We start from the raw sequence: 12,937 nt of genomic DNA, 5'->3' as shown, positions 1-12,937 counted from the left end.
CCGGCCGGCGGCGTTCAGTCCCGAAATTATCATGCCAAGGCGCTTATCGTCTCGCCGCCGGTCAGTCCAGACCGGACGAGACTGACCCGCCGGGCTCGCGGCGCAGCACCCCCTTGAGCTCCGACAGGCTGACGGCCCGGAAGGCGATCAGGCAGGCGCCGTAAAGGGCCGCGCCGGCGCCGCAGACCACGAGCACCGCAATCTCCTTGGCGAGGAAGACGCGGCTGAGCAGACCGTAGAAGACGTCCGCCGCGAACAGGGCGCCGGCCATGACGGCGCTCGCGGCCAGAACCCGAAGTATGCGCGACAAGAACCTCGGCGACGGCGACCAGGCGCGCTCGCGGATCAGCGTTCCGCCCAGCAGCGCGACATTCACCCAGGCGGACAGGCTGGTGGCGATCGCCAGACCCAGCACGCCGTCGATCCCCATCGCTTTCAGCTGGAAGAACAGGACCGAGCCGATGATGACCGTGAAGATGACGGCGGACACCGCGAAGATCATCGGCCGGCGCGTATCCTCCCGCGCGAAGAAAGGCGGGGTCAGCACCTTGGCCAGCACGAAGGCCGGCACGCCCCAGGCGAAGTGGCGCAGCACATCGGCCGTGCGCGCGGCGTCGGCGCTGGTGAAGGCGCCCCGGGTTACGGTGGCGTCGATGATGAAGAAGGGGATCACGAACAGGGCCACCGCCGCGGGCAGGGTGAAGGCCATGGCGAGGGTGATGCCGTCGTCCAGCGTGCGACGACCGCCCTCGTGATCGCCCGACACGAACGCCTTCGTCAGGCGCGGCACCAGCGCCAGACCGATCGCCACCCCGACGAGGCCCAGCGGAAGCTGGTACAGGCGGTCGGCGTTGTAGAGCACCGAGCGGGCGCCCTCGTCCGAACCCGTCAGCACCTGACTGACCACCGAGTTGATTTGCATCGCCCCGCCGGCCAGTGCGCCCGGCACGGCCAGCGCCAGCGCCCGCTTCACGTTCGGCGTCAGTCGCGGCAAGCCCAGTTTCAGCTTCACACCGAGCCGGCGCACGCCCCACCACAGCAGGCCGGCCTGAACGACGCCCGAGACAGTGACCGCCGCCGAGGTGGCCAGCAGGGTGTCCGGCTGGCTCATCGGCAGCACGGTCGGCGCCAGCAGGGGCACGAGGGTGCACAGGTTGAGGAACACCGGCACGGCCGCAGACAGGGCGAACTTCCCGGCCGTGTTCAGCACCCCTGACAACAGCGACGCGATGGTCATGCAGGCCAGATAGGGCATGGCCAGCTGGGTCGCGGTGACCGCCACCTGCATGACGCCGATATCGTGCCGCCACGCCGACAGCAGCCACGGCATGATCCACGGCATCAAGACCTGCAGCAGGATGCAGAACCCGGCGACCACAGCGAACATGAAGCTGAGCGCCTCGCTGGCCGTGACGGCGGCCGCCTCCTCGCCCTCACGGGCCCGGACGCCGCCGTAGACCGGCACGAAGGCCTGCGCGAACGCCCCTTCGGCGAACAGGCGGCGGAACAGGTTGGGCAGCATCAGGGCCGTGGCCCAGGCGTCCATCATCGGTCCTTGGCCGAAGCGGGCGGCCAGCGCCATGTCGCGGGCGAAACCGAGCACACGGCTGCCCAGTGTCAGGGTCGCTTGAACGAGAGTGTTGCGGGCCAGGCTCATGCGACGCGGATTAGCCTGCTTCCGGACGCGGCGATACGGGGGCGCGGCGCGGCGCGAAATCCGAGACGTCCCTGAGCGACGCGCGCACCGGCGTCGAGATGCGACCGGCCGCCGGATCCCGGTGATCCAGCACCGCCTCAAGAGCCGCACGCAGGCGCTCCAGACCGCGCCCTGCCTTCGGTTTCCCGCCGTCGCGATCGGTCACATAGAAGGCGTCCACCGCCCGCTCGCCGAAGGCCGCGATGTGGGCCGAACGGATCGACAGGCCAGCGTCGGACAGCGCTCGCGCGAGGTCAGCCAAGAGGCCCGGCCGATCCGCGCCGGACACCTCGACCACCGCCGCATCCGGCGTCTCTTCGAGATCGATCAGGGCCACCGGCCGCACGTCGAAGGCGGCGCGACGGGAGTTGGGCTGGACCGAGGGCGTTTCCCGGCTGTGCGGCTCGCCGGCCGCAGCCGCCTCCAGAGCCCCGATCAGCCGGGTCAGGCGGCGCGGCTCCAGTTGGCCATAGGGCGCGCCCGAGCCGTCCTGCAGTTCGAAGATATCCAGCGCCAGTCCGTCCTCGGCCGTGGCCACCCGGGCGTTGACGACGTCGGCGCCGGCGTCCGCAAGGGCGGCGGCCAGATCGGCGAAAAGGCCCGGCCGGTCGCGCGCCGCCACAGCGACCCGCGTCGCCGACCGAACCGCCTCGTCCTCGCCGTCCCAACTGGCCAGAGCCTCGGCCGCCGCCCCAATGTCTCGCGCACGGGACACGAGGCGCGGATAGTCGGCCAGAGGATCGGCGCGGGCGACATCCTCGCCCCGGAAGACCGTCTCGGTGCGCTTGTACAGCTCGCGCATCAGCTGACCCTTCCAGCCGTTCCAGACGCCGGGACCGACCGCCCGCACATCCGCGACGGTCAGGATCAGCAGGGTGCGCAGCCGCTCCGGATCGCCCACCAGCTCGGCGAAGGCGCGCACCGTGGCCGGATCGGACACATCCCGCTTCTGGGCGTAGTCGCTGAGCGCCAGATGGTTGCGCACCAGCCAGACCACGAACTCGATCCTTCGCGGATCGAGCCCCAGCCGGTCACAGGCGCGACGGGCGGCGATAGCGCCGTCCTCCAGCTGTCCCCGGTCGCCGCCCTTGCCCACGTCATGCAGCAGCATAGCCAGCATCAGGGCCTCGAAATCGTCGATCCGATGGACGATCTCGGTCGCCACCGGATGATCGGCGCCCAGCTTGCCGCGCCAGATGTCGTTGATGATGCCGATGGCCTGCAGCGTGTGCTCGTCGACCGTATAGGCGTGGTACATGTTGAACTGGGTCTGGCCCACGATCCGCCCCCACTCGGGCAGGAACCGGCCCAGCAGGCCGGTCTCGTTCATCATCGACAGCACGCGATAGGGCCGCTGGCCCTGGGCCAGAATGTCGAGGAAGGCGCGCGTCGCCTCCGGGTCGCGCCTCAGGCCGGGCGTGACCAGCGACAGCGAGCGGGTGACGGCAGAAAAGGCGTCGGGGTGCAGGTCGAGGTCGTGCTCATCCGCCACACGGAAGAGGATCAGCAGCTTCGCGGGATCGGCGACGAAGACCTCCGGACTGGTCACGGACAATCGCCCCGACGCCTCGATGAAACCCTCGACGCCCAGATTGCGGCGGCGTCCGGGGATCAGGCGCGACAGGCTGAGCGTCGGCTTCTGGTGCAGGGATTCGAGCTTGGCCGACATGGCCCGGGTCAGGCCGCCGACGTCTCGGGCGACGAGGAAATAGCGGCGCATGAACCGCTCGACCGCCGGCTCGTCGCCACGCCCGCGCCAGCCCATGCGGCGGGCCACCTCGGGCTGCAGGTCGAAGGTCAGCTTCTCCTCGGCCCGCCCGGCGACGAGATGCAGGTGCGCCCGCGTGCGCCAGAGGAAGTCGAACGCCTCCTCAAACACCCGCCGCTCGCGAGGCGTCAGCAGCCCCTCCATGACACGCTCGCCCAGCGGGCTGTCCGGCGCCAGCGACCGGGCGATCCAGAACAGGGTGTTCAGGTCGCGCAGACCGCCCTTGCCGTCCTTCACATTGGGCTCGACCCGATAGCGCACGGCGCCGGCCTTCTGGTGCCGCACGTCCCGCTCTTCCAACTTGGCGGCGATGAAGGGGCGGGGGTCGGCCTTGCGGACGAAGGCGTGGAACCGGGTCGTGAAGTCGGCAGCCAGCGCCTCATCGCCCGCCAGCCAGCGTGCCTCCAGAAGCGAAGTCCGGACCGTCATGTCGGATCTGGCCAAGGCCAGACACTCGTCCAGCGACCGCGCCGCCTGACCCACCTTCACCCCCAGATCCCAGAGGACATAGAGCATGAACTCGGTCACCTGCTCGGTCCGCGAAGTCGACTTCCACGGCCGCAGGAACATCAGGTCAAGATCGGAGAATGGCGCGAGGACCCCACGACCGTAGCCGCCCGTCGCGATAAGGCAGAGCCTTTCGGCCTCGGTAGGATTCGGCGCCGGATAGAGGATGGCGGTCGTGAAGCGCCACAGGGCGGTCAGCATCTCGTCTGCCGCGCCGCTGTAGAGCCGGGCCACCTCGACCCCATTGCCGCCGGCCTCCAGCCGTCGCGCGGCGCGGGCGCGGGCCGCCTCCCAGCTTTCGCGCAACAGACCGGCCACGGCGGCGCGCACATCGACGGCCGTCGCGGCCTCGGCGAGCCGATCGTCGAGGGACTGGGTCACGCGCCGGAAGGGAGCGACGGCGCGCGGGCGGGGAGGGTGTCGCGCATGGATCAGCTATAGACCCGTGCGGATCGCCGCGCGACAGTCGTCCGATGCGTTTCGCCCTGATCCCGCTCGCCATCCTCATCGCCGTGTCGGCCTGCGCCGCGCCGCCCTCATCGCCCCTGCCGGTTCGCCCGCCTGCGCCGGTAGTTACGGACGCCGCCTTCGAGGCGGCTGCGCTTGCGTCGCTGAACGCCGCGAGGACGGATCCGCAGGCCTATGCCGAGCGCGTCCGTCGCTTCCGGCAGGTTTATCGCGACGGGCGCATCGAATATCCGGGCGAAATCCCCGTGGAGACGCAGGAGGGCGTCGCGGCCGTCGACGAAGCCATCTCCTTTCTGGAGCGTCAGGCGCCGCTGACTCCGGTGACCCGACGCGCAGCGCTGGATCGTGCGGCGGCGGGTCACGCCGCCGATCAGGGCCGCTCCGGCGGCGATGGTCATGCGGGATCGGATGGCTCCAATCCCTTCGACCGCATGCGACGTAGCGGACGCTGGACCGCCATGGGCGAGGCGATCGCCTATGGCCCGCACCGCCCCGAGGACGTGGTCATGCAGCTGATCATCGACGACGGCGTGCCGGATCGCGGCCATCGCACGACCCTGTTCAACCCGACCTATCAGCTCATCGGCGTGGGCTGCGGCGCCCACCCTCGCTGGCGCACCGTCTGCGTCTTCGACCTGGCGCGGCCCTGATCAGCGTGACAGGGTCTTGAGACGGTAGAGCGCCTCCAGCGCCTCGCGCGGGGTCATCTCGTCGGGCTCGATGCCCTTGAGCGCGTCATCCACCGCCGAGGACGGCGGCGGGGCGGCGGGTTCGGCGACGGCGAACAGGGGGAGGTCGTCCAGATTGGCGGCGGCGGCCTTTTCGCCCTCCAGCCGGTCCAGCACCTGCCGCGCCCGCGCGACCACCGACGGCGGCACGCCGGCCAGCTTCGCCACCTGCACGCCATACGAACGGTCAGCGGCGCCCGGCGCGGCCTCGTGCAGGAAGACCAGCTCGCCGTTCCACTCCTTGGCCCGCATGGACAGGTTGCAGACGTGGGCCAGCCGCGTCTCCAGCCCGGCCAGCTCGTGATAGTGGGTGGCGAACAGGGTGCGGGCTCGGTTGGCGTCGTGCAGAGCCTCGGCCGTCGCCCATGCGATGGCCAGACCGTCGTAGGTGGCGGTGCCGCGCCCGATCTCGTCCAGCACCACGAAGCTGCGATCCGTCGCCTGCGTCAGGATGGCGGCGGTCTCGACCATCTCCATCATGAAGGTGGACCGGCCCCGCGCCAGATCGTCGCCGGCGCCGACGCGGCTGAACAGGCGATCGACGACGCCCAGCCGCATCGCCTTCGCGGGTACGAACGCCCCGGCCTGCGCGAGCACGACCAGCAGGGCGTTCTGGCGCAGGAAGGTCGACTTGCCCGCCATGTTCGGCCCGGTGACGATCGACAGGCGCGCGCAGCCCGCGCCGGAACCGTCCAGCCGGCAATTGTTCGGCGTATAGGGATCGCCAGCCGCCTTGACCGCCGCCTCCACCACCGGATGCCTTCCGGCCGTGACGTCGAAACAGGTGGTGTCGTCCACAATCGGGCGGACCGCGCCGACCTCCTCGGCCCACTGGGCGAGGGCGGCGTGGGCGTCCAGCTCGGCCATCGCCTCGGCCACGGCCTGAAGCGGCTGGGCCAGCGACTGGACCGTGCGCCGCCATGTCTCGAACGTCTCGCCCTCGATGGCCAATGCCCGATGACCAGCCTGACTGATCTTCGCATCCAGCTCGGACAGTTCAACCGTCGTGAAGCGGACCTGATTGGCCAACGTCTGGCGGTGGATGAAGGGGCTTTCCCCGGTCGGCCGCATCAACGGCTCTGCAGCCTTGGCGCTGGTCTCCAGGAAGTAGCCGAGCACCGCGTTGTGCCGGACCTTGAACGCCACGCCGGACTCGGCGACGGCCCGGGCCTCCAGATCGGCGACCACGCGGCGGCTATCGTCGCGCAGGCGGCGGGCCTCATCCAGTTCGGGCCGGAAGTCAGGGTTCACGAAGCCGCCGTCGCGCGCCAGATGCGGCGGCTCGGCGACCAGACCCTCTGCCAGATCGACCAGCAGCCGTCCCAGTTCAGGCGTCAGGGTCAGCCGATCGAGACAGGCGGCGATGCGCGCCGGCGGGCCCGTCAGCGGGTCCGGCGAGGGCGGGAACAGGCCGACGACGCCCTCCGCGATCGACAGGCCGATGCGGATCGCCGCCAGATCGCGCGGTCCGCCCCGTCCGAGCGCCAGCCGCGATACGGCCCGCGCCACGTCGGACGAGGCCTTCAGCCCGTCGCGCAGGTCGCGTCGCAGATCGCGCCGCTCCAGCAGCCACTCGACCGCGTCCAGGCCGTGATTGATCGCGATCGGCTCGCGCAAGGGCCGGGCGATCCGCTCGGCCAACGCCCGCGCGCCGCCGGAGGTCACGGTGCGATCGATACAGGCCAGCAGCGAGCCCTCGCGTTCGCCGCGCTGGGTCCGGTCGATCTCGAGGCTCAGCCGGGTCGCCGGGTCGATGGCGAGGAAGCCGGTGTCGCCCGAGCGGCGCGGCGGGACCAGCGCCGGGATCTTCCCGGCCTGCGTCGTTTCCAGATAGGCGGCGATCAGTCCCAGAGCCGAGACTTCCGCCTCCTCGAACCCGCCGAACCCGTCCAGCGAGGCCACGCCGTACAGCCGCTCCACCCGGGCCCGTGCGCCAACCGGTTCAGCCAGCGCCTGCGGCAGCGCCTGCACCACGCCGCCGGAGCCGTTCAGTGCGTCCTTCGTGGCCTCGTCGGAAAACAAACGATCGGGGACCAGCACTTCCGACGGCCGAAACGACGACAGGGTCGCGCCCAGATCCTCGAGCGAACAGGCGACGACGTCGACGACGCCGGCCGACAGCTCCACCACCGCCACGGCGGCCCGACCCCTGCGCACCGCAACCGCCGCCAGTCGGTTGGCGCCCCGGGCGTCCAGCAGGGAATCCTCTGTCAGCGTCCCCGGCGTGACCACCCGCACGATGTCGCGGTGGACGACAGCCTTTGACCCGCGCTTCTTCGCCTCGGCCGGGTCCTCCAGCTGCTCGCAGATCGCCGCCTTGAAGCCCTGCCGGATCAGGCGGGCCAGATACCCTTCGAGCGCATGGACCGGCACCCCGGCCATGGGGATGTCGTCGCCCTGATGCTTGCCCCGCTTGGTCAGGGTGATGCCCAGCGCCGCCGCCGCGATCTCGGCGTCCTTGAAGAACAGCTCGTAGAAGTCGCCCATGCGGAAGAACAGGATGGCGTCCGTCGCCTTGGCCTTGGCCGCCAGATACTGGGCCATGAACGGCGTGACGCCTTCCATGGAGGGAATAGCGTCGGCTTTCGGCGGGTGGACGAGGGGGGCGTTCATGCGTGTCGGCAGGGTGACGGATCGAGGCCGTCGCCTCAAGCGCGATCCGCACGTCTTGCACAAGCTCTGCTGCGCTGCGATAGGCGCGCTCAGGCGGTTAAGGGAACGCGGTGTGATACCGCGGCTGTGCCCGCAACTGTGAGCGGCGAGACGAACGATCATTCCGGGGCTCTGCTCCGGCGTCACTGGGAAACCGGGAAGGCGCGACCGTTCTTTTTTGACCCGCAAGCCAGGAGACCTGGCCGCCGACGTCGTCCGTTGCTGTCCGGGACCAGACAGAGACGCGGGACATGTTTGTAGAGGCCTGTTCGCAGGCCTTGTCCGTCGAGGCGACCCGACACCTGCGCCGTCCATTCCGGGCGGGTCGGTCGCCATCAGCATGTCGCCGCGATGCGCTCGCGCGGGGACTGACGGAGCCCTCGCAACCATGCGAACCCTTCTTTTCTCCACGGCGCTCGCCGCCTGCCTGCCCCTGTCCGCCCACGCTCAGGAAGCCGTAAATCCGGACGAGCTGCCCGAGGTGGTGGTCACCGCCACCCGCATTCCCGCCATCGTCGCCGACACCCCCGGCGCCCGCGCCATCGACAGCGCGACCATCGAAAAGCGCGGCGCCGTCTTTGCGTCCGACATCCTGTCCGACGTGCCCGGCCTGTCGGTGACCCGGTCGGGCCTTTTCGGTGGTGTGGCGCAGGTCCGCATGCGCGGCGCCACGCCGGGCAAGACGCTGGTCCTCGTCGACGGCGCCCCGGTCAACGACGCCGCCGAGCCCAACGGCGCCTATGACATCTCGGGCTTCGATCTAGGCGATATTGACCGGATTGAAATCCTGTCCGGTCCCCAGTCCTCCCTGTGGGGCTCGGACGCGATCGGCGGCGTGATCGCCTTCACCACTAAAGAGATCAACGGCGTCCGCGCCGAGGCCGAGGCCGGCAGCTTCGACACCCTTCGCGGGCGTCTGGCCGGCGGCGTCGCCACCGAGACCTGGGCGCTGGGCGGTTATGTCTCGCGCTTCGACACCGACGGCAATTCGGTCGCCGACGAGGCCAACGGCAACCCCGAGGCTGACGGCTTCGAAAACACCACGGTGGGTCTGCGCGGCCGTTACGCCGTCTCACCGACAGTGAAGCTGGACGGCTCGGCCCGCTGGTCCCGAAGCGAGGCCGATCTCGATAACGGCTTCCCGGTCGAGGACAACGCAGACCGCTCCGAGTCGGAACAATGGTCGGCCGTCGTCCGCGCCAGCGTAGAGGCCCTGGGTCTGGAGCACCAGTTCAGCGTCTCCGGCTCGGACATCGCGCGCGAGACCTTCAGCGCCTTCGGGTCGGTGTTCGAGGCCGACCGGCAGGCCTATCGCTGGCAGGCCAACGGCCAGACCGGCGCCGCGACGTATGCCTTCGGCGCCGAACGCGAGGACAGCGCCGGCAGCATCTCGACCGGCGACACGGTCGATCTGGGGACCACCTCGATCTTCGCGACGGGTCGCTATCAGGTGAGCGACGCGCTCAGCGTCACCGGCGGTGTGCGCTTCGATGACACGGATGATTTCGGCTCGAAGACCACCGGGCGGGTCTCGGCGGCCTGGGAATTCGGTCCCGGCTTCACCCTGTCCGGCGCATACGGCACGGGCTTCAAGTCACCGACGGTCAGCCAGGCGGTCTGCGACTTCTGCTTCTCGTCCCAGCCCTTCCCGGTGCTGCGGCCCGAGACGGCGGAAGGTTACGAGGCGGCGATCGGCTGGCGGTCGTCCGACGACCGCATCGAGGGCCGGGCGACGCTGTATCGGCTGAACGTCGAGGACCAGATCACCTACATCTTCGATCCCGTCACCTTCGACAGCTACTACATCAACATAGACGAGACTCGCACGGACGGGGTCGAGCTGGAAGGCAGGGCCCTGCTGGGCGGCGGGTTCGACCTGACCCTCGCCTACGCCTGGACCGACGCGAAAGACCAGAGCAACGACCGGCCGCTGGCGCGCGTGCCGGAACAGTCGGGCTCGGCCACCCTCGGCTGGACCGGCGAGCGTCTGTCCGGCGCCCTGACGGTGCGGGCGGAAGGGGAAGACCGGGATACGAATGCGGCGACCCCCGCCATCCGCGACGGCTTCGTCACCGCGAATCTGAACGCGGCGTACGAACTGACGCAGAACGTCACCCTGACCGCGCGAGTCGAGAACCTCGCGGACGAGCGGTATCAGCAGGTGCTGGGCTACGGCGAGCCGGGTCGGTCCGGCTACGTGGGGATCAGGCTGCGCTACTGACGCGCCCAGATCCTCGAGAATTGGGGCCGGCGGCAGTCGCCGTCGCCGGCTCCAGCTGCATCGCGTCCCAGTTCAGGTTGGGGGTCGGTGCGTGGGCGGCCGCGAGGACCGCGCGCAGTTCGGCCGCCGAGGCGACGCTGGCGATCACCCGGCCGACTTCGGGCTGGCTGAGCGCGTAGGCGAGGGTCGCCTGCATCGGATCGACGCGGGCTTCGGCGAGACGCCGGCGAATACGCGACAGCTCGTGGGCGTGGCGCGCCATTTCGGGCGGCAGGGCCTCGCCGCCGAAGAACAGCAGGCCGTCGGCGAACACCGAGGCGGCGTGCACCTCGACACCCAGCGCGGCCAGCTCGGACAGGACGCCCGTGCGTTGGGCGCGCTGGTCGAGAAGATTGATCGGCAGCTGGACCACGTCCGGCTGGAAACGCCGGGCCAGCAGGACAGGGCCGTCCGCAATGGTGGCGCGGAAGCCGATCCGGCGGAACAGGCCCCGGGCCTTGAGCTCCGACAACCGGCTCCAGAGGGCTTGCCCCTCGGCGCCGGCCAGATCGGTGGCGCAGGAGACCAGCAGGGTGTCGCCGCGCGGCAGGCCCAGCCGCTCCAGTGACCGACGCGCCCGCGCCTCGACCCGATCGACCCCGTCACTGATGGGCACCGTGCTGATGGTGACCTGGAAAGGGGACGGGAAGGGCCATGCCTGCCCAAGCAGACGTTCGCCATCGCCGTCGGGCCGGGTGGCGACAAGGTTCACGCCGCCGTCAGACGCGGTCTGCAAAAGAGAGCGCAGCAGCTCTTCGCGAGCCCCGAGCGGAGCGGGCGTCGAACGTTCCGGCTCATGCACGATGGCGAGAGCCAGCTTTTTGGCCGGAGAAGGGGCGCGCGAAGCATTCACCCACTGAGTGTGACGCGCAAAGCTTAAGGCGCCCCTTCCGAGACGTTTCACGAATCTTACCGGGCGAACATCGTTCGGACGGAAAACCTAGGCTGCGGCAGCCTCTATGACCCCAAGAACGGCCTCGCCGTAACGTTCGATCTTCGACTGTCCCACGCCAGAGACTTCCGCCAGTTCGGCGAGGTTGCGGGGCTGGCGGAGGGCGATCTCCAGCAGGGTGCGGTCCTGAAAGATGACGTAGGGCGGCACGTGCTGTTCGGCGGCCCGGTCTCGCCGCCACGCCCGCAGGGCGTCGAAACGGGCGCGGGCGTCGGCGTCCAGCGCCTCCAGCTCGGCGACCCGGCCCTTGCCGCCGCGCCGGGGATTGCCGGACCGGCTGTTGGGGTCGAACCGCGAGGGCGCGCGCCGCACCTCGATCCGGCGCTCGCCGCGATAGACCGCGCGCACCGCCTCAGGCTCACCCAGTCGCACCAGCGGCTTGCCCTCATTCGGATCCTCGGCGAGCAGGCCTTCGAACATCAAATGATCGATCACATCGCGCCATCCGTGCGGCGAGATGTCCGAGCCCACGCCCCAGGTCGACAGGCCCTCTTCCCACGACTGTACATCCTTCGTCTTGCCGAGCAGGTGGTCGACGACGCGGCCGCGCCCGAAGCGCTGATCCAGACGCTGCACCGCCGCCAGGGCCTTCTGGGCCGGGACGGTGGCGTCATAGAGCTGGGGCGGGTCCTGACAGACATCGCAGACGCCGCAGGGGTCCGCTTCCGCCTCGCCGAAATAGCGGCGCACGGCCTGTGGCCGGCAGGTCGCGCCGTCCAGCATGGCGAACAGCTGGCGCGCCTTGCGCACCTGCACCGCCTTGACCTCGTCCGCCATCGGCCGGCTTTCCAGCCGACGCAGGGCCCAGGCGATGTCGGACGGACCGTAGAGCGTGATCCCCTCCGCCGGCTCGCCGTCGCGACCCGCGCGGCCGATCTCCTGCCAGTAGGCCTCGAGCGATCCGGGCGGGTCCGCGTGGATGACGAACCGCACGTCCGGCTTGTCCACGCCCATCCCGAAGGCGATGGTCGCCACCATCACGGCTCCGTCCTCGGCGAGAAACCGCTCCAGCCGCCGATCGCGGGCCCGGGCGTCCATGCCGGCGTGATAGGCGATGGCGTTGACGCCGGCGCCGACCAGCGCCTCGGCCACCCGTTCGCAACCCTCGCGCGAACCGCAGTAGACGACGCCCGACTTGCCTCGACGCGCCCGGACCAGTTCGATCACCCGCTCGTCGGTGCGTTTGCGCGACGCCGTCTCCTTGCGCTCTGCCGAGAGCTGCAGGTTCGGACGGGCGAAACTGTCGACGACGACCCGGGCGCCCTCCAGACGCAGGGAGCGGACGATGTCGTCCCGCGTGCGGGCATCGGCCGTCGCCGTCACGGCGATCCGCGGCACGTTGGGGAACAGCTCGGCCAGTCGACCAAGGGTGCGATAGTCCGGCCGGAAGTCATGACCCCACTGACTGACGCAGTGAGCTTCGTCGATGGCGATCAGGCTGAGCGGCAGGTCGTGCAACCGGTCGATCATATGCGGCTGCGCCAGTCCCTCGGGCGAGACATAGAGCAGGTCCAGTTCGCCGGCCTTCGCCGCGCGCCAGATCGCGGACCGGTCGTCCATCGACACGCCGGAATCCAGCCGGGCGGCGGCGACGCCCTGCTGCTTCAGCGCCTCGACCTGATCGGTCATCAGGGCGATCAGCGGCGAGACCACCAGACCCAGCCCGGGACGAAGCATGGCCGGGATCTGGTAGCAGACCGACTTGCCGCCACCGGTCGGCAGCACCGCCATCACGTCACGCCCGGCCAGTATCTGTTCGATGACCTCGGCCTGCATGCCCCGGAAGTCGGCGTGGCCCCACACCCGCTCCAGCACCGCACGCGCGTCATCCAGCGACAGGGGCGCGGAAGCCGGAGACTCCACCAAGGTTGAATCGGCGAACATGCGATCCTTGTGCACTATTTGT

7 protein-coding genes and 1 riboswitch are annotated in these 12,937 nt (G+C 70.0%); of the genes, 2 read left to right on the top strand and 5 right to left on the bottom strand.

The window, feature by feature from the left end:
- Positions 1–61 precede the first annotated feature (61 nt).
- Positions 62–1,657: a murein biosynthesis integral membrane protein MurJ gene (gene murJ / locus ACIQC9_RS12925; RefSeq protein ID WP_400616530.1), complete on the bottom strand. Its 1,596-nt coding sequence runs from the start codon at positions 1,655–1,657 to the stop codon at positions 62–64.
- Between the two features lie 10 nt (positions 1,658–1,667).
- A complete protein-coding gene (gene glnD, locus ACIQC9_RS12920) occupies positions 1,668–4,352 on the bottom strand; it encodes a [protein-PII] uridylyltransferase (protein WP_400616527.1) in 2,685 nt (894 codons plus the stop codon).
- Between the two features lie 92 nt (positions 4,353–4,444).
- On the opposite strand from glnD, the gene ACIQC9_RS12915 reads away from it, so the two are divergent.
- On the top strand, positions 4,445–5,089 hold the full coding sequence (locus tag ACIQC9_RS12915; protein WP_400616525.1) for a CAP domain-containing protein: 645 nt from the start codon (positions 4,445–4,447) through the stop codon (positions 5,087–5,089).
- Here ACIQC9_RS12915 and mutS read toward each other — a convergent pair whose 3' ends face one another.
- Positions 5,090–7,780: a DNA mismatch repair protein MutS gene (mutS, locus tag ACIQC9_RS12910; protein WP_400616522.1), complete on the bottom strand. Its 2,691-nt coding sequence runs from the start codon at positions 7,778–7,780 to the stop codon at positions 5,090–5,092.
- 50 nt (positions 7,781–7,830) lie between these two features.
- A riboswitch (cobalamin riboswitch) is annotated at positions 7,831–8,041 on the top strand.
- Between the two features lie 166 nt (positions 8,042–8,207).
- Between mutS and ACIQC9_RS12905 the strand changes: the two genes are divergently transcribed.
- Positions 8,208–10,040: a TonB-dependent receptor plug domain-containing protein gene (locus ACIQC9_RS12905; RefSeq protein ID WP_400616520.1), complete on the top strand. Its 1,833-nt coding sequence runs from the start codon at positions 8,208–8,210 to the stop codon at positions 10,038–10,040.
- Here ACIQC9_RS12905 and ACIQC9_RS12900 read toward each other — a convergent pair.
- Together ACIQC9_RS12900 and recQ are read right to left on the bottom strand one after the other, a co-directional pair.
- A complete protein-coding gene (locus ACIQC9_RS12900) occupies positions 10,024–10,932 on the bottom strand; it encodes an aldo/keto reductase (protein ID WP_400616518.1) in 909 nt (302 codons plus the stop codon). The genes ACIQC9_RS12905 and ACIQC9_RS12900 overlap by 17 nt on opposite strands.
- Before the next feature lie 87 nt (positions 10,933–11,019).
- Complete coding sequence (gene recQ / locus ACIQC9_RS12895) at positions 11,020–12,915, bottom strand: DNA helicase RecQ (protein WP_400616516.1); 1,896 nt, start codon at positions 12,913–12,915, stop codon at positions 11,020–11,022.
- Positions 12,916–12,937: the final 22 nt, after the last annotated feature.

This window comes from Brevundimonas sp. NPDC092305 (assembly GCF_044755415.1).
GTDB lineage: Bacteria > Pseudomonadota > Alphaproteobacteria > Caulobacterales > Caulobacteraceae > Brevundimonas.
This window is presented reverse-complemented; position numbering and strand designations above follow the sequence as displayed.